Annotated in this window: 16 protein-coding genes; 3 read left to right on the top strand and 13 right to left on the bottom strand. The window is 71.3% G+C overall.

The features are described from left to right. Entirely contained in the window at positions 1-504 is a 504-nt protein-coding gene (locus OG885_RS27135; protein WP_405736052.1) for a GtrA family protein, read from the top strand. A 71-nt stretch (positions 505-575) separates the two neighbouring features. On the opposite strand, the gene OG885_RS27130 is transcribed toward OG885_RS27135, so the two are convergent. Both OG885_RS27130 and OG885_RS27125 read right to left on the bottom strand, forming a co-directional pair. Beyond that, positions 576-1,850 carry an ATP-binding protein gene (locus tag OG885_RS27130; RefSeq protein WP_405736049.1) on the bottom strand — a complete coding sequence of 425 codons (1,275 nt, stop codon included), beginning with the start codon at positions 1,848-1,850 and terminating at the stop codon, positions 576-578. 9 nt (positions 1,851-1,859) lie between these two features. Beyond that, on the bottom strand, positions 1,860-2,537 hold the full coding sequence (locus OG885_RS27125) for a response regulator transcription factor (protein ID WP_016436346.1): 678 nt from the start codon (positions 2,535-2,537) through the stop codon (positions 1,860-1,862). Positions 2,538-2,865: 328 nt separating this feature from the next. Between OG885_RS27125 and OG885_RS27120 the strand changes: the two genes are divergently transcribed. Next, the gene (locus OG885_RS27120; protein ID WP_405736046.1) at positions 2,866-4,362 is read left to right on the top strand and encodes an oligopeptide:H+ symporter; all 1,497 of its coding nucleotides are present in this window, start codon (positions 2,866-2,868) and stop codon (positions 4,360-4,362) included. Positions 4,363-4,431: 69 nt separating this feature from the next. On the opposite strand, the gene OG885_RS27115 is transcribed toward OG885_RS27120, so the two are convergent. The 7 genes from OG885_RS27115 to OG885_RS27085 form a co-directional block, all read right to left on the bottom strand. Beyond that, positions 4,432-5,724 (bottom strand): hypothetical protein, encoded by a 1,293-nt coding sequence (locus OG885_RS27115; protein ID WP_405736043.1) that lies wholly within the window; start codon positions 5,722-5,724, stop codon positions 4,432-4,434. Further along, a complete protein-coding gene (locus OG885_RS27110) occupies positions 5,721-6,791 on the bottom strand; it encodes a hypothetical protein (protein ID WP_405736040.1) in 1,071 nt (356 codons plus the stop codon). The genes OG885_RS27115 and OG885_RS27110 overlap by 4 nt, the downstream gene beginning before the upstream one ends. Next, a complete protein-coding gene (locus OG885_RS27105; RefSeq protein ID WP_405736038.1) occupies positions 6,788-7,741 on the bottom strand; it encodes a hypothetical protein in 954 nt (317 codons plus the stop codon). Before OG885_RS27105 ends, OG885_RS27110 begins: the two co-directional genes overlap by 4 nt. Next, on the bottom strand, positions 7,705-8,391 hold the full coding sequence (locus OG885_RS27100) for an LPXTG cell wall anchor domain-containing protein (RefSeq protein ID WP_405736035.1): 687 nt from the start codon (positions 8,389-8,391) through the stop codon (positions 7,705-7,707). The genes OG885_RS27105 and OG885_RS27100 overlap by 37 nt, the downstream gene beginning before the upstream one ends. A gap of 140 nt (positions 8,392-8,531) precedes the next feature. Continuing rightward, positions 8,532-9,005, bottom strand: coding sequence for a carboxymuconolactone decarboxylase family protein (locus tag OG885_RS27095; protein WP_405736032.1), 474 nt, complete (start codon positions 9,003-9,005; stop codon positions 8,532-8,534). A gap of 359 nt (positions 9,006-9,364) precedes the next feature. After that, positions 9,365-9,880: an ATP-binding protein gene (locus OG885_RS27090; protein WP_405736029.1), complete on the bottom strand. Its 516-nt coding sequence runs from the start codon at positions 9,878-9,880 to the stop codon at positions 9,365-9,367. A gap of 239 nt (positions 9,881-10,119) precedes the next feature. Further along, positions 10,120-10,497 carry an STAS domain-containing protein gene (locus OG885_RS27085; RefSeq protein ID WP_329338305.1) on the bottom strand — a complete coding sequence of 126 codons (378 nt, stop codon included), beginning with the start codon at positions 10,495-10,497 and terminating at the stop codon, positions 10,120-10,122. 237 nt (positions 10,498-10,734) lie between these two features. On the opposite strand from OG885_RS27085, the gene OG885_RS27080 reads away from it, so the two are divergent. Then, a complete protein-coding gene (locus OG885_RS27080) occupies positions 10,735-11,664 on the top strand; it encodes an RNA polymerase sigma factor SigF (RefSeq protein ID WP_405736026.1) in 930 nt (309 codons plus the stop codon). Between the two features lie 50 nt (positions 11,665-11,714). Here OG885_RS27080 and hutI read toward each other — a convergent pair whose 3' ends face one another. From hutI to hutU, 4 genes are read right to left on the bottom strand one after another with little or no spacing between them, the layout of a single operon-like run. Further along, positions 11,715-12,887 carry an imidazolonepropionase gene (gene hutI, locus OG885_RS27075; RefSeq protein ID WP_405736023.1) on the bottom strand — a complete coding sequence of 391 codons (1,173 nt, stop codon included), beginning with the start codon at positions 12,885-12,887 and terminating at the stop codon, positions 11,715-11,717. Positions 12,888-12,913: 26 nt separating this feature from the next. Further along, the gene (locus OG885_RS27070; RefSeq protein WP_405736020.1) at positions 12,914-14,245 is read right to left on the bottom strand and encodes a formimidoylglutamate deiminase; all 1,332 of its coding nucleotides are present in this window, start codon (positions 14,243-14,245) and stop codon (positions 12,914-12,916) included. Continuing rightward, the gene (locus tag OG885_RS27065; protein WP_405742898.1) at positions 14,242-15,444 is read right to left on the bottom strand and encodes an allantoate amidohydrolase; all 1,203 of its coding nucleotides are present in this window, start codon (positions 15,442-15,444) and stop codon (positions 14,242-14,244) included. The genes OG885_RS27070 and OG885_RS27065 overlap by 4 nt, the downstream gene beginning before the upstream one ends. Before the next feature lie 32 nt (positions 15,445-15,476). Further along, positions 15,477-17,141: a urocanate hydratase gene (gene hutU, locus OG885_RS27060; RefSeq protein ID WP_405736018.1), complete on the bottom strand. Its 1,665-nt coding sequence runs from the start codon at positions 17,139-17,141 to the stop codon at positions 15,477-15,479. Positions 17,142-17,189: the final 48 nt, after the last annotated feature.

Below are 17,189 nucleotides of genomic sequence, written 5' to 3'. Positions count from 1 at the left end.
ATGGGACGTGGTTCCTCAGGGCTGCGCAGGCTCGTGCACGAGATCGCCAAGTTCGGCGCCGTGGGCGGGGCGGGGCTGCTCGTCAACCTGCTCGTCTTCAACCTGGTACGGCACACGACCGACCTCCAGGTGGTGCGCGCCAGCGTCATCGCGACGGTGGTCGCGATCGTCTCGAACTACATCGGCTTCCGCTACTTCACGTACCGCGACCGCGACAAGAGCGGCCGTACGAAGGAGCTGACGCTGTTCCTGCTGTTCAGCGCGGTCGGCCTGGTGATCGAGAACGGCGTCCTGTACGTGGCGACGTACGGCTTCGGCTGGGACAGCCCGCTGGAGAGCAACGTCTTCAAGTTCCTCGGCATCGGCATCGCGACCCTATTCCGCTTCTGGTCGTACCGCACGTGGGTCTTCAAGGCCCTGCCGGCCCCGGAGCTGGTGGCGAGCGCGGAGGAGATCCTGGCGCAGGCGGAACGCAAGCCGCGTTCAAAGCAGCGAGTCAGCTGAAGGGCCTTTAGGGGCGCGGGGAACTGCGCGATCAACCCCCACCGACCCGCACCCGCCACACAACCCAAGCCCTATCGAACCGTAGGCTCCTGCTCCTCCACCGTCGGCTTCTTCAGCGGCGTACGCGACAGGAACAACCCGAACACCGCCGGCTGCGCCTGAAGCATCTCCAGACGTCCCCCGTCGGCCTCCGCGAGGTCACGCGCGACCGCGAGCCCGATGCCCGTGGAGTTCCGCCCGCTGATCGTCCGCTCGAAGATCCGCGCCCCGAGGTCGGCGGGTACGCCGGGCCCCTCGTCGGTCACCTCGATGACGGCCTGGTTGCCGGTGACGCGCGTACGCAGCGCCACCGTGCCGCCCCCGTGCATGAGCGAGTTCTCGATGAGCGCCGCCAGCACCTGCGCGACAGCGCCCGGCGTGCCGACCGCCCGCAGATGCCGCTTGCCGGAGCTGACGATGGCCCGGCCCGCGCTGCGGTAGGCGGGGCGCCACTCGGCGAGCTGCTGCTGGATGACCTCGTCCAGGTCGAAGGAGACGGCGGAGCCGGTGCGGGGATCGCGGGCGTTGGTGAGCAGCCGCTCGACGACGTCCGTCAGCCGCTCCACCTGCGTCAGCGCGATCGTCGCCTCCTCCTTCACCGTGTCCGGGTCGTCGGTGAGGGTGATCTCCTCCAGGCGCATGGAGAGCGCGGTCAGCGGGGTGCGCAGCTGATGGGAGGCGTCGGCGGCGAGGCGGCGCTCGGCGGTGAGCATGCGGGCGATGCGCTCGGCGGAACCGTCCAGCACATCGGCGACCCGGTCCAGCTCGGGGACGCCGTACCGCTTGTGCCGGGGCCGGGGGTCACCGGAGCCGAGACGCTCGGCGGTCTCGGCGAGGTCGGTCAGCGGTGAGGCCAGCTTGTTGGCCTGCCGTACGGCGAGCAGCACGGCGGCGATCACCGCGAGCAGGGCCACCGCCCCGATGATCAGCAGGGTGCGGCCGACCTCGCGGGTCACGGACGAGCGCGGCTCCTGGACGGTGACCGTCTCGCCCTCCTCGCCCTGCTCGGTGGAGCTGATGACGTCACCGGTGGGCCGGGTGCCGACCTCGATGAGCGGCTCGCCGGGGATGCGGATCTCGGCGTACCGCTCCCCCGTGACCTGCTCCTTCAGCGCGTCGGCGTCGACGGTCTGCTCGCCGAGGAGCCGGCTGTCGATGATGCTGGCGAGCCGGACCGCCTCGGAGTCGACGCGTTCCTGGGCGCTGTTGCTGATCGTCCGGGTCTCGACGATGACCAGCGAGACGCCGAACACGGCGATGACGACGAGGACGACGGCGAGCGTCGACTGGATGAGGCGGCGGCGCACGGGGGTCGGCTAGCTCTTCTCGAACCGGAAGCCGACACCGCGCACGGTGGCGATGTAGCGGGGGTTCGCCGCGTCGTCGCCGAGCTTCTTGCGCAGCCAGGAGATGTGCATGTCGAGGGTCTTGGTGGAGGACCACCAGGTGGTGTCCCAGACCTCGCGCATCAGCTGGTCACGGGTGACGACCCGGCCCGCGTCGCGCACGAGGACGCGCAGCAGGTCGAACTCCTTCGCGGTGAGCTGGAGCTCCTCGTCGCCCATCCACGCGCGGTGCGACTCGACGTCGATCCGCACGCCGTGGGTGGCCGGCGGCTGGGCGGGCTCGGCGGCGCCGCGCCGCAGCAGGGCCCGGACCCGGGCGAGCAGTTCGGCGAGGCGGAAGGGCTTGGTGACGTAGTCGTCGGCGCCCGCGTCCAGACCGACGACGGTGTCCACCTCGTCGGCGCGCGCGGTCAGGATGAGGATCGGCACGGCGTGGCCTTCGGCACGCAGCCGGCGGGCGACCTCGAGGCCGTCCATGCCGGGCAGACCGAGGTCGAGCACGACCAGGTCGACACCGCCCTGCATTCCGGCGTCGAGTGCGGTGGGGCCGTCCTCACGCACCTCGACCTCGTACCCTTCCCGGCGCAGTGCGCGGGCCAGCGGCTCCGAGATGGACGCATCGTCCTCGGCGAGCAGTACACGGGTCATGAGCTGATGGTAGACCGCGGAATGCAGATGCTGGGGTGTGATCGCAAGCCCGTGATTCTTACCATGGGGCGATTTGGTACGAACCTATGTACCAGAGGTGAGAGCCTGGAAAGACCCTTAGAAAACGTGTGCACGGTTCCATGAATGCCTGTGATCCATGTCTCAAGTCCTTCCATTTCCGGCAGTGTCCTGCCGTATGGTGAAAGACGCCTTTTGCAGCACGGGGACCTTTGGCAAAGCAGTTCACGCTGAAGGTCTCTTTCATGTGCGGGCCGGCCACCGCCAGCCTTGAAGCACGTTGCGCGTCCCCACCAGCAAGGAACGACCAATGGCGTCCAGCCTGACGAAGGACTCGGCCCGACCGGGCACCCCCGGTTCCGAGATGACCTTCTTCGGCCACCCCCGCGGACTGGCCACTCTCTTCATGACCGAGATGTGGGAGCGTTTCTCCTACTACGGCATGAGGGCTCTCCTCCCGCTGTACCTCGTCGCCCCCGGCGGCCTCCACCTGAGCGCCGCGACCGCGACCGCGATCTACTCCGTGTACGTGTCCCTGGTGTACCTGCTCGCCCTGCCGGGCGGCTGGTTCGGCGACCGTGTGTGGGGCCCCCGCAAGACCGTCGCCGTCGCCGGTGGCGTGATCATGCTCGGCCACCTCACCCTGGCCCTGCCGTCCTCCGGCACCTTCTACGCCGGTCTCGGCCTGGTGGCGATCGGCTCCGGTCTGCTGAAGGCCAACATCTCCACGATGGTCGGCCACCTCTACGACGGCCCGGACGACCCGCGTCGCGACGGTGGCTTCACCGTCTTCTACATGGGCATCAACCTCGGCGCGTTCGCCGCGCCGCTGGTCATCGGCACCATCGGTGAGAACGTCAACTGGCACCTGGGCTTCGCGCTCGCCGCGCTCGGCATGGCGCTGGGCCTCGGCCAGTTCCTGATCGGCTCCCGTCACCTGGCGGACCGCTCCAGCGTCGTCCCGACGCCGCTGTCGGAGCAGGAGAAGGCCTCCACCCTGCGCAAGGCCGCGATCTGGGCGGGCATCGCCGTCGTCTTCTACGCGATCGTCGGCTTCTCCGGTCACTACACGCTGAACTGGATCCTGGTCCCGCTGACCCTGCTCGGCCTGATCATCCCGGTGATGGTGCTGGCCCGCATCAAGCGCGACAAGGACCTGGACCGCACCGAGCAGCGCTCGATGTCGGCGTACATCTGGTTCTTCGTGGCCGCGGCCGTGTTCTGGATGATCTACGACCAGGGCGGCTCGACCCTGTCGATCTTCGCCGACTCCTCGGCCGACAACACCATCTTCGGCTGGGAGTTCCCGGTCTCCTGGTACCAGTCGGTCAACCCGGTCCTGATCATGGCGCTCGCCCCGGTCTTCGCCTGGTTCTGGCTCGCCCTGAACCGGCGCGGCAAGGAGCCGAGCACGATCGTGAAGTTCTCCTCCGGCCTGGTCCTGGTCGGCGCGTCCTTCTTCCTGTTCCTCGCCCCGCTGTCGATCGCCGAGGGCGGTCACAAGGCGGCGGCGGCCTGGCTGGTGGCGATCTACTTCGTCCAGACCGTCGGTGAGCTGCTGCTCTCCCCGGTCGGCCTGTCGGTGACGACGAAGATGGCGCCCGCCAAGTACGCCTCCCAGATGATGGGTGTCTGGTTCCTGGCGGTGACCGCGGGTGACGCGACCACGGGTCTGCTGTCCATCGCGGGCGTCGACCTGAACAAGACGGGCATCGTCGCCCTGGAGGCCACGCTCGCCGTGGTCGCCGGTGTCGCGGTCTGGATGTACCGCAGCCGGGTCAAGGAGCTCATGGGCAGCGTCCGCTGAGCCCACCGCTGTAGCGAAGGGCCGCCGCACCACCCGGTGCGGCGGCCCTTCGGGGTTTTCGGGAGGCGCTCAGAGGCGCCGCCTGCCCGGCATGAACGTGAACACGGCCGCGCCCAGCAGGACGGCCGTCCCGGCCACCAGGCCCAGCGCCTTCAGGGCCGCGTGGTCCTCGGAGCCGGTCGCCGCGAGGCCGCCCGACGTGCCGCCGCCGGTCGAGGAGCCGCCGGTGGAGGAGCCGCCGGAGGCGCCGCCCTCCTGGGCCGTGGTGTCCAGCTTCAGCGACACCGACGTCGAGTCCGGGGTGCAGGTCGTGGTCGTACCGAGTGCCTCGATCGTCAGGACGCCCGGCGACAGCGTCGACTCGCCCGTCGCCCCCGGCTTGTAGGTGCCGGTCATGTCCGTGATCTCGATCGGGTCGCCCGCCTTGATGTCCTCCGCGTTGGTCGGGCCCTCCACCCGCACCGAGCCCTCGTCGGCGCCGCCCAGGACCACCTGCATCGACGGCTTGATCGAGTCCTTCGGGATGTTGGCCGGGCTGTTCATCGGCGACTTCTTGAACTGCACGGTGAGCGCGAAGTTCCCGCCGTCCTTCTTGGCGTTGATCTGGATCCTGGAGGTCGCCTTCTGCTCCCCGATGGGCGACTTGCAGGTGTAGGGGATGTCGACGACCTTGCCGGTGAAGTCGGTCTGCCCGCTGTCGGACGTCGTGGCGCTCGGGGTCGACGAGGCGCTCTCGCTGGGCTCGTCGGAGGTGCTGGGGGTCGGGCTCGCGCTGTCGGTCGGCTCGTCGGAGGTCGTCGGTGAACTTCCGTCGCCCGCCTCGACCTTGATGGTCGCCGCGGCGGGAACAGCCTCGCTCGGCGTGCACTTGGTGTCCGTGCCGTACGCGGTGACGGTGTACGCGTCCGGCGTCAGCGTGACCTCACCCGCCGTGGTCAGTTTCAGGGTGCCCTTCATGTCGGAGAGCACCATGGCGCCGCCCTTGGGGATGGGCGGGTTCTCCTGCGGCCCCTCCATGGGGACGGCGGCACTCTGCGCTCCGGCCGCCTTGAGGGTGCCGGACGGCTTGACCTGGTTCTCCCCGATGTCGATGAGGTCGGGGTTCTTCGAGGCGGCCTGCACGAACTTCCACACCACCTCGACCTCGTCGCCGACCTCGGCGGTGGCGGGCGCGGTGATCTCCACCTTGGTGGTGCCGTCCACGGGGTCGAGGCCGACGCCCGCGGGCGGCACGCAGTGCGTCGCGTACGACACCTCCGCGGCCTGCGCGGGCGCGACGGCGACGCCGATCAGGACGCCCGCCCCGCAGAGCCCCAGCGCGACTCTGACACGGTCCGGTACGGCTCTCCTTCGCTTGCTCACGTGGGTCCCTTTCTGGTGGGAGTCGTCGGGCTGTCGTCGTGCGGTGCGGAGAGCCGACCTGCCGCGCCCGGATCGGAGTCCGGGGTGAACCACGGCAGGGTCGAGGAGGGGGGCGGCTGTTCGGCGGAGCCGCTGTGCAAGCCCGGGAGCCGCAGGGTGAGTTCGGGCATGCGCAGCCGGGCGGCGGCGCGGGACGAGCGGCCCGGGCGGCGGGGCCGCACCCGGTCGATGCCGGCCATCGCGACACGGAACAGCGCGGCGGGCACGACCAGGCAGACCAGCACCCAGAACAGGGTCACGCCCCAGGGCCGGCCGACCCCCCAGGGCTGTTCGGCGAGGACCTTGCCGCCGTACTTGAGCGAGACGGTGTAGTCGCCGTGGGCGCCGCCCGACAGTTCGACGGGCAGCTCGACGCGGGCCTTCTTCCCTGGCTCGATGGTGCCGCGCCACTGCTGTTCCTCCCACTGCGGGGCGAACACACCGTGGGAGGTGCCGACCTGGAAGAGGGGGTTCTTGACGGCCGAGGTGCCGACGTTGCCGACGGTGAAGACGAGGGTGCGGGCGGGTGGCGCGCCGAACCAGGTGAGCAGTCCGCCGGAGCCGTCGAGGCGGGTGTCGGTGAGGACGGACAGCCGTCCGCCGGAGGTCTCGGCGGGCAGCGGCTCCACGGCGTGCCCGGCCACCTGGAAGATCGCGTCCGCCTCGGCCTTCGCCCCGGTCACCGTCGCCACATGGACCACGCAGGGGCAGGGCACCGGTGGTTCGGCGACCGGCAGTTTCCTGCTGAAGCGGCCCTTCGCGTCGGTGGTGACGGCCCGACCGTCGGCGTTGGCGCAGGAGTTGGTGCCGCCGGGCACCCCTCGCGCGGGCACCGACTGGCCGCAGACCAGGATCATCAGCAGCGCCTTCGCCCGCCAGCCGCTGCCGGTGACGGTGACCGAACCACCGGTCCCGGCCTGCGACTTGGAGAGCCTGACGGTGGGCCGCTCGGCGGCCTGCACCGGTCCCACCGAGACCGACGCCAGCAGCAGCGCCAGCACGGCCGCCCCGAGAATCCGCAGCTTCACGACACCGCTCCCGTCAACTCGGCCCCTGGACAAGAGGGTTCGGGCAGGACCGCCGTAGGGCGCCTGCGCCGTCGTAGGACGAGCGACCGCCGTACGGCGTACAGCGCGCCCCCGGCCGCCGCCGCCCCCGCGCCGCCCGCCACCGCGCCCCACGGCCCGACGCCCGTCGACACCCGCGCCTCGTCGCGCGCCCCGCCCGTCGCCGTGACCGTCAGCCGCACCTCGACGGAGTCCAGGGCGGGCCCGTCCCAGGGTTCGCTGAGCTTCAGGCGGCGGCCCGGCGCCAGGTCGAGGGGCAGGGTGCGCGGGGCGCGGTCGAGGAGGGGGCCGAGGAGACCGTCGACGCGGACGGCGAGCCGGGGCACGAGGGCGGTCGTACCACGGTTGACCAGCTCGTACGTGATGCGGTCGGGGTGGACGGCCACATGCTCGACGGTCAGCGCGGAGACCCTCGGGACGGTGGCGCGCAGATGGAGGGCGACCCGCAGGGTGCGGCCGTCGGCGTCGCGGGCGACGAGTTCGGCGGTGGCGTCGTCGGCCGGGACCGTCACCGTGAAGGGCACCTCCGTGCGGGTCCGCGGGGGCAGCCGGAGGCGGGTGTCCGCGAAGGTGACCTCGGCCCCCGCCGCGCGCAGCAAGACGTCGAGGGACGTCCGGCCGCGGTTGGTCAGGGACAGCGTGTCCTGGAGCGCCGTGCCGGGCTCGCCCTCGGCGTAGAAGGCCGGCCGCGCCTGCCCCGAGGGCGCGGCCGACCAGCCGTCGGCGGCGGTCGCCGGGGGTGCGACGGCCAGGAGCGTGAGGACGGCCGCCCCCAGCACGGCGAGGACGACGGGGACGGCACGGACGGCGGACGGCATCGGCGGCTCCAGCTGTCGTACTGCTCGCGGTTCCAGCTGTCGTACGGCGAACGAGGTCAGCGACGGGCCGCCTGGTGCCTGCGCGTCAGCCACAGCGCGCCCGCCGCGCCCGCGAGCAGCACCGTTCCGCCGAGGGTGCCGAGGGCGATCGCCGAGTCCTCGGGGCCGGTCTGCGGGAGTTCGCCGCCGGAGTCCGTGCCGGAACCGGAACCGGAGCCGCTCCGGGTGCCGGTCGCGGCGGTGACGTCCAGGGTGAGCGAGGGGCCGGGGCTGTTGGTCGGGGTGCAGGTGGTCGTGGTGCCGAGCGCCTTGATGGTGAGGACGCCGGCGGTGAAGGTGACCTTGCCGGACTTCTTCGGGGTGTACGTCCCGCTCAAGTCGCTGATCTTGATGGGGGTGTTGGCGGGAACGACCGCCTGGTTGGCCGGCCCGGACACGTTCAGGGTGCCGCTGTCGGCGCCGCCCAGCCTGATGACGGCGCTCGGTGCCATCGCGCCCTTGCCCAGGTCGACCGGGCTGGAGGAGACGCCCTTCTGCCACGACATGGTGATCTTGTAGCCGCTGCCGCTCTTGACGCCCTTGATGTCGATGGGCGAGACGGCGCTCTTGTCGCCGATCGGTGTCTTGCACTGGTACTTGACGTCGACCACTTCGGCGTGGGCGGCGGGGGCGGCCATCAGCACCGCCGACCCGGCCAGGGCCGCGGCGGACGCGAGCGCGGCGGTTCGATTCCGGTACGACACGGTTCCGCTCCCTCTTCCTCGGTTCTGACGGCACATCAGATTCGGCCGTCAAGGTACGCCCGGGGTCGTGAGGAAGGAAGACACGGAGCGCGCCGGAGTTGTGGCGATCCGGCGCGCACCGAAGGGGGTTCGGGTGGAGGTCAGTGCTGGAGCATGCCCACCTCGTAGTCGCCGCCCGGCTGCCGGATCATGACGTTCATGCGGTTGAAGGTGTTGATGAGGCCGATCAGGATCACGAGGGCCATCAGCTGCTCCTCGTCGTAGTGCTTCGCGGCGTTCTGCCAGACCTCGTCCGGGACTCCGGCGCCGTCGGCGATACGGGTGCCCGCCTCCGCCAGCTCCAGGGCCGCGCGCTCGGCCTCGGTGAAGGCCTTGGCCTCGCGCCAGGCCGCCACCATGAGCAGGCGCTCCGTGGTCTCGCCCGCGGCGGCGGCTTCCTTGGTGTGCATGTCGAGACAGGCCGCGCAGCCGTTGATCTGACTCACCCGGATCTTGACCAGTTCCTGTGTCGCGGCGGGCAGGGCCGACTCCACGAGCGCCTTGTTCGCCGAGAGGAAGTGGGGCAGGACCTTGCGCATGAGCGGGACGCCGAAGGGGTTGAGGCGGGCTTCCACGGTGTGCTCCTCTGCCGTCGCTTGGGCTTACACATCCAGGACGAGAGAGGCGGGTGCCCCTGTGACATCGGCGCGCGTGACGTGCGTCACCACGCCGTCGCGGCTAGGGCCTGTCCGGCGGATCAAGTCGCAGGAAAGCTGCGGCGCCTCATCGACGCAGGTGAGCGGGGTCTGGTGCTCCCCCACTGCCTTAAGGGCGTGGGAGGTACCCCCAGGCTGTAAGGCGGAGGAGGGCGGCGACGCGATGGGGGCCCCTCCCGCTCGAGCGAAGCCGAGAGTGGGGGAGTCGGCAACCGACGACAACGCCGCAGGTCGGCGTGCCAGACCCCGCGTCTGCGGCATGATCCGCCGGACAGGCCCTAGGCCGGAGCGCCCAGTTCCGCCCACACCTTCTTGCCGGTGCCTCCGGGGGTACGGATGACGCCCCAGTCCAGGCAGAGGCGCTGCACGATGAACATGCCGTGGCCGCCGGGGCGGCCCGCGCGGTGCGGGGTGCGGGGGGCGGGCTGGCCGGCGCCGCGGTCGGAGACCTCGACCCGGATCACCTTGTTGTCGCAGGCGATCCACAGCTCGTCCGGGCCCTCGGCGTGCAGACAGGCGTTGGTGACCAGCTCGGAGACGACCAGCAGCACGTCCTCGGCGGTGGCCCGCTGGTCGGCGGTGGCGGCGGGCAGCCAGCCCCACGCGTACAGCGCCTGCCGGGCGAAGTCGCGGGCCATCGGGACGACACCGCTCGCGCCGTCGAAGTTCAGTCTGCGGACCTGCCGGCCCGCCGAGGACCCAGACGGCACGGCCGCACCCCCTTCGGACGCCCCGGAAGCGCCGTCGGCCCCCGGGCCGCGGTCGCCCGGCGAGTAAGGCCGGGTGCTGCTCATCAGCGCTTCACCTCACCGATTCACCAGTTCACGATTCAATAGTCACGTTGCAGTACGTGGTCCGCAGGCGGAAACGCGGGTCGTACGACCCCGGGCTGTCCCCCGCGCGACTGTCAGGATGTCTCCTGCCCGACCGAACCGGCAGAACACCCCCTGTTTCGGCACGGAAGGCGCGACCCGGGGAATGCACCGCTCCACCTGGGACGACGGGGCGCCCCACGCGGTCGGCGCGGGCCGGCTCAGCCGGTCTCGTCGGCCAGGGCCGCGGCGAGCGTGTCATGGACCGTGAAGACCGCGTCGGCGCCCGTGATCTCGAAGACGCGTGCCACGACGGGCAGCATCCCGGCGAGATGTACCCCACCCCCGGCGGCCTCCGCCTTCAGCCGCGCACCGAGCAGCACGTTCAGGCCGGTGGAGTCGCAGAACTCCAGGCGTGAACAGTCGACCACCAGGCGGCTGAAGCCCTTGGACAGACATTCCTCCAGTGGCTCACGCAACAGATCTGCCGTGTGGTGATCCAACTCACCTGCCGGGGTCACGACGGCGCTGACGCCCTCTTCTCGCACCTCGACCAGAAGCCGGCCAGACTGTGCGCTGCCGACCGTCCCGCGGTCCATGCCGTCTCTCTCTCCCGACGTCGTGGCTGCTGCTGACGCCCTCGAACACTACGCCTTCCTCACACACCCTGACACCCGAACATCCGCACACAAACGGACATTTCCCCACAGAACGCACTTGCGGCGAGGTCGGGAAACCGGGTAGGGCTAGTAGAGACACGTACTCGACACGGCCGGCTTTGGAGGCGCCGCACACCGCAGTGCACGCACGGCTTCGGCAGCCACATGCCGAGAACGATGGAGGACATCATGTCACCCCGGCTCGACGCATCGCATACCCATAAGGCGACGTCGACATCCCCCCCGGAACAGCTTGATCCCATCGAGCAGGACGCCCTCGCGGGCCCTGACGCGGACGACGCGCTCGCCGGGCTCCCGGAGATCCCCCCGTACGACGAGGTGGGACCGGTGGACGCGAGGGCTCTGTCCAAGACCCTCTTCGCGCGCCTGGAGTCGCTGGAGGAAGGGACCCACGACTACTCGTACGTCCGCAACACGCTCGTCGAGCTCAACCTGGCCCTGGTCAAGTTCGCCGCCTCCCGCTTCCGCTCGCGCAGCGAGCCGATGGAGGACATCATCCAGGTCGGCACGATCGGCCTGATCAAGGCGATCGACCGCTTCGAGCTGAGCCGCGGCGTGGAGTTCCCCACCTTCGCGATGCCGACCATCATCGGCGAGATCAAGCGCTTCTTCCGCGACACCTCGTGGTCGGTGCGGGTCCCGCGCAGGCTCCAGGAGCTCCGCCTCGACCTGGCCAAGGCCGGCGACGAACTGGCGCAGAAGCTGGACCGGGCGCCGACGGTGGGCGAGCTCGCGGAGCGCCTGGGGCTGTCGAAGGACGAGGTCGTCGAGGGCATGGCCGCCTCCAACGCGTACACCGCGTCCTCGCTGGACGCGCAGCCGGAGGAGGACGACGCCGAGGGCGCGCTGGCCGACCGGATCGGCTACGAGGACCACGGCATCGAGGGCATCGAGTACGTGGAGTCCCTGAAGCCCCTGATCGCCGACCTCCCCTCCCGGGACCGGACGATCCTCTCCCTGCGCTTCGTGGCGGGCATGACCCAGTCGGAGATCGGCGACGAGCTCGGCATCTCGCAGATGCATGTGTCGCGACTGCTGTCACGGACGCTGGTACGGCTGCGAAAAGGGCTGACGGTCGAGGAGTGACCCTGATCCTCTGAGTTGTTCCGGCTTGTGTCGGGTGCGGGGCGTGTGCGTCAGACGACGCGCACGCCCCGTCGCCATACCCCGCTCACCAGCGGGACGCCCGGCCGGTAGGCCAGGTGCACATGGCTCGGGGCGTCGAGGAGGGTGAGGTCCGCCCGGCTGCCCGGGGTGAGGCGGCCGATGTCGTCACGGCGCAGGGCCGCCGCACCGCCCGCCGTGGCCGACCAGACCGCCTCGTCCGGGGTCATGCCCATGTCCCGCACGGCGAGCGCGACACAGAACGAGACGGACGAGGTGAAGGACGAGCCCGGGTTGCAGTCGGTGGAGAGCGCCACGGTGACGCCGGCGTCCAGGAGCCGGCGGGCGTCCGGCCACGCGGCGCGGGTGGAGAACTCGGCGCCGGGCAGCAGCGTGGCGACGGTGTCGCCGTTCGCGAGGGCGTCGACGTCGGCGTCCGTGAGGTGGGTGCAGTGGTCGGCGCTGGCCGCGTCCAGTTCGACGGCCAGCTGCACGCCGGGGCCGTAGGAGAGCTGGTTGGCGTGGATGCGCGGGTGCAGCCCCTTGGCCTTGCCGGCGGTGAGGATCGCGCGGGCCTGGTCGCCGTCGAAGGCGCCCTTCTCGCAGAAGACGTCGATCCAACGGGCGTACGGGGCACAGGCGTCGAGCATCTCACCGGTGACGAGGGCGACGTACGCGGCCGGGTCGTCGGCGTAGTCGGGCGAGACGATGTGGGCGCCGAGGTAGGTGACCTCGTCGGTGTGGGCGGCGGCGATGCGCAGGGCGCGGGCCTCGTCGTGGGTGGTCAGGCCGTAGCCGGACTTCGTCTCGAAGGTCGTCGTGCCCTGGCCCAGGGCCTCGGCGAGATAGCGGGTGAGGTTCGCTTCTAGTGCGGCGTCGCTCGCGGCCCGCGTCGCGGCGACCGTCGTACGGATGCCGCCCGCGGTGTACGAGCGGCCCGACATCCGGGCGTTGAACTCCTGGGTGCGGTCACCGGCGAAGACCAGGTGGGAGTGGGAGTCCACGAAGCCCGGGAGCACCGCACGGCCGCCCGCGTCGACCCGGTTGTCAGTGGCGGGTGCTTTGCTTGATTCACCGGTCCACGCGATGCGGTCGCCGTCGATGACGACGGCCGCGTCCTGGATCAGGCCGAGGGGGGAGCCGTCACCGAGGGAGGGGTCGTTGGTGACCAGCGTGGCGATGTCGGTGATGACGGTGCTGTTCATGGCGGTGGCGTCCTTGGGGGTCGTGGTCAGCCGCGGAGGGCTTCGACAGCCTGCGCGAGGGCCTGCGGCACGTCCGGTACGAGGGTGTGCGCCCCGTCGCGTACGACATGCCGTCCGCCCACGATCGTGTGCCGTACGTCCGCTGCCGTCGCCGCGAATACGGCCGTCTCGGCGCCGAGCCTGGGCAGCGGCCCCGCTGTTCTGACCGAGTCGAGCGCGATCGTCGTGAGGTCGGCGAGGGCGCCGGGCTCGATGGTGCCCGCCTCGTCCCAGCCGAGGGCCGCGTGGCCGTCGGCGGAGGCGGCCCGCAGCAGCGCCGCCGCCGTCCAGTGACCCCGGGTGCGGGTGCGCAGGCGCTCGTTGAGCTCCATCGCCCGTGCCTCTTCGAGCAGGTCGATGACGGCGTGGCTGTCGGAGCCGAGGGAGAGCGGCGAGCCGGCCTTCTGCAGGGCGACGGCCGGTCCGATGCCGTCGGCGAGGTCCCGCTCGGTGGTCGGGCACATGCACGTACCGGTCCCGGAGCCGCCGATCAGGGCGATGTCCTCGTCGGTGAGATGGGTGTTGTGGACGCCGGTGGTGCGGCGGCCGAGGACGCCGTGGTCGGCGAGGAGCCGAGTGGGCGTGCACCCGTGGGCCTCGCGGCAGGCGTCGTTCTCGGCGGTCTGCTCGGACAGGTGGACGTGGAGCGGGGCCCGCCGGGCCTCGGCCCATTCGGCCACGGTCGCCAACTGCCCGGCGGGCACGGCCCGTACGGAGTGGATGGCGGCGCCGATCCGCGCGTGATCCCGTTCCTTGAGAAGTGAACAGCGTTCGGCCCAGGCCTCCGCGGTGCCGTCGGAGAAGCGGAGCTGGTGGGTGTTGGGCTGCTGCCCGAAGCCCGCGGAGAGGTACGCGGTGTCGAGGAGGGTGATCCGGATGCCGGCGTCGGCCGCGGCCGCGACGAGGGCCTCGCCCATGGCGTTGGGGTCGGCGTAGGGGGTGCCGCCGGGGGCGTGGTGGAGGTAGTGGAACTCACCGACGCAGGTCACCCCGGCCAGCGCCATCTCGGCGTACACGGCGCGGGCGAGGGCGTGGTAGCTCTCCGGGGTCAGCCGGTCGGCGGTGGCGTACATGACCTCGCGCCAGGTCCAGAAGGTCCCGGAGCCGACCTGGCCGGTGCCGCGCAGGGCGCGGTGGAAGGCGTGGCTGTGGGCGTTGGCGAGGCCGGGGAGGGTGAGACCGCGCAGGATCTCGGCTCCGGGCGGCGGGGCGTCGACGCCGGTGCGGACGTCGCTGATCCGGCCGTCCCGGGTCACCACCGCCACGCCCGGCTCGACGTGGGTGTCGAGCCAGGCGTGCTCCAGCCAGTACGTGGTCACGTGGTGGCCAGTCCTTCCAGTACGTCGGCGAGGGCGAGGACCCCGGCCGCGCAGTCGTCCTCGGCCGCGAACTCGGCCGGGGAGTGCGAGACGCCGGTGGGGTTGCGTACGAACAGCATGGCGGTCGGGATCGTTCCGGACAGGATTCCGGCGTCGTGTCCGGCACCGGTACCCAGGACGGGGACGCTCAGCTCGCTGTCGCGGCCCAGGATCCGGGCGAGTTCGTCGCGCAGGGCGTGGTCGAACTCGACGACGGGCGTGAAGGACTCACGGACGATGTCGAGCGCGATGCCGTGGGCGTCGGCGTACGCGCGGGCGGCCTTCTCGATCCCGCCGACGACCTGGTCGAGGCTCGCCTGGTCGGCGGCGCGGGAGTCGAGCCAGCCGCGCACGAGGGAGGGGATCGCGTTGACGCCGTTGGGTTCGACGGAGATCTTCCCGAAGGTGGCGACGGCACCGGCGAGTTCGGCCTCGCGGCGGGCGGCGAGGACGGTCTCGGCGTAGGACAGCATCGGGTCGTGCCGGTCGACGAGGCGGGTGGTGCCGGCGTGGTTGGCCTCGCCCCGGAAGTCGAACCGCCACCGGCCGTGCGGCCAGATGGCGCTGGCGATGCCGACCCGGTCGCCGGAGATGTCCAGCGCCCGGCCCTGCTCGACATGCAGTTCGACGAAGGCGCCGACACGGCCGAGCCGCTCCGGGTCGGCGCCGATGGCGTCGGGGTCGTACCCGGCGGCTTCCATGGCCCGGGGGAGAGTGATCCCGTCCCCGTCGGTCAGCCGGTGCGCCTGCTCGACGGTGAGCTGTCCGGAGGCGAGCCGTGAACCGACGCAGGCGAGCCCGAAGCGGGCGCCCTCCTCGTCGCCGAAGTTGACGATGGCGAGGGGCTTGGTGAACTCCACCCGCCGGGCCCGCAGTTCGTCGAGGGCGGCGAAAGAGGACACGACCCCGAGGGGCCCGTCGAAGGCGCCGCCGTCGGGCACGGAGTCCAGATGCGACCCGGTGACGACGGCGTCCCCGGCGGCCGGATCCCCGAGCCAGGCCCACTGGTTGCCGTTCCGGTCGACCTCGTAGGCCAGCCCGCGGTCCTCGGCCTGCGTCCGGAACCAGGCCCGGCACTCCGTGTCGGCGCCGGTCCAGGCGAACCGGCGGTAGCCGTGGGAGTCGGCGTGGCGGCCGATGGGGAGCAGCTCGCGCCACATGGTGTGGAACGAGCTGCCGTTGGACGTCTCCGTCACGCCGAGTCACCCTCGCGCATCGGCACCCGCACGCCCCGCTCGTCCGCCACCGTCTCCGCGATCTCGTAGCCCGCGTCGACGTGCCGGATGACGCCCATTCCGGGGTCGTTGGTGAGGACACGGCGGATCTTCTCGCCGGCCAGCTTCGTGCCGTCGGCGACGGTGACCTGGCCGGCGTGGAGGGAGCGGCCCATGCCGACGCCGCCGCCGTGGTGGATGGAGACCCAGGAGGCGCCGGAGGCCACGTTGACCATGGCGTTCAGCAGCGGCCAGTCGGCGATCGCGTCGGAACCGTCGAGCATGGCCTCGGTCTCGCGGTACGGGGAGGCGACGGAGCCGGAGTCGAGGTGGTCGCGCCCGATGGCCAGCGGGGCCGCCAGCTCACCGCTCGCCACCATGTCGTTGAAGCGATCGCCGGCCTTGTCGCGTTCGCCGTAGCCGAGCCAGCAGATGCGGGCCGGCAGGCCCTGGAAGTGGACCCGCTCCCCGGCCATCTTGATCCAGCGGGCGAGGGACTCGTTCTCCGGGAAGAGGTCCAGGATCGCCTTGTCGGTCTTGGCGATGTCGGAGGCCTCGCCGGACAGGGCGGCCCAGCGGAAGGGGCCCTTGCCCTCGGAGAAGAGGGGGCGGATGTAGGCGGGGACGAAGCCGGGGAAGGCGAACGCCCGCTCGTACCCGGCGAGTTGGGCCTCGCCGCGGATCGAGTTGCCGTAGTCGAAGACCTCGGCGCCGGCGTCCATGAAGCCGACCATCGCCTCGACGTGCCGGGCCATGGACTCGCGGGCGCGGGTCGTGAACCCGGCCGGATCCTTCGCCACCGCGTCGGCCATGTCGTCGAAGTCGACGCCCAGCGGCAGGTAGGCCAGCGGGTCGTGCGCCGAGGTCTGGTCGGTCACGATGTCGATGGGGGCGCTCTCGGCGAGCATGCGGGGCAACAGCTCCGCCGCGTTGCCGAGCAGGCCGATGGAGAGCGGGCGGCGGGCGTCGCGGGCCTCGACCGCGAGCTGGAGGGCGTGCTCCAGGCTGTCGGCCCTGACGTCGAGGTAGCGGTGCTCGATGCGGCGCTCGATGGCGCGGGGGTCGCAGTCGATGCAGATGGCGACGCCGTCGTTCATGGTGACCGCGAGGGGCTGGGCGCCGCCCATGCCGCCGAGGCCGGCGGTGAGGGTGATCGTGCCGGCGAGGGTGCCGTTGAACTTCTTCGCGGCGACGGCGGCGAAGGTCTCGTAGGTGCCCTGGAGGATGCCCTGGGTGCCGATGTAGATCCAGGAGCCGGCGGTCATCTGGCCGTACATGGTCAGGCCGAGGGCCTCCAGGCGGCGGAACTCCTCCCAGTTGGCCCAGTCGCCGACCAGGTTGGAGTTGGCGATGAGGACGCGCGGGGCCCATTCGTGGGTCTGCATGACGCCGACGGGGCGGCCGGACTGGACGAGCATCGTCTCGTCCTGCTTCAGCGTCCGCAGCGTGCGGACCATCGCGTCGAAGGAGCGCCAGTCGCGGGCCGCCTTGCCGGTGCCGCCGTAGACGACGAGCTTGTCGGGGTGCTCGGCGACCTCGGGGTCGAGGTTGTTCTGCAGCATCCGCAGAGCGGCTTCCTGCTGCCATCCCAGGGCGCTCAGTTCCGTACCGCGCGGCGCTCGGACGGGGCGGGGTCCTGACATGGTCTGCCTCCTGGTGGACTGTTTGACTCTCTATTCACATAGTCGCCG

The sequence above is a fragment of the Streptomyces sp. NBC_00028 genome, assembly GCF_045041065.1.
Lineage (GTDB): Bacteria > Actinomycetota > Actinomycetes > Streptomycetales > Streptomycetaceae > Streptomyces.
Note: the sequence above shows the minus strand (reverse complement) of the source record. Positions and strands in the feature narration are given on the sequence as shown.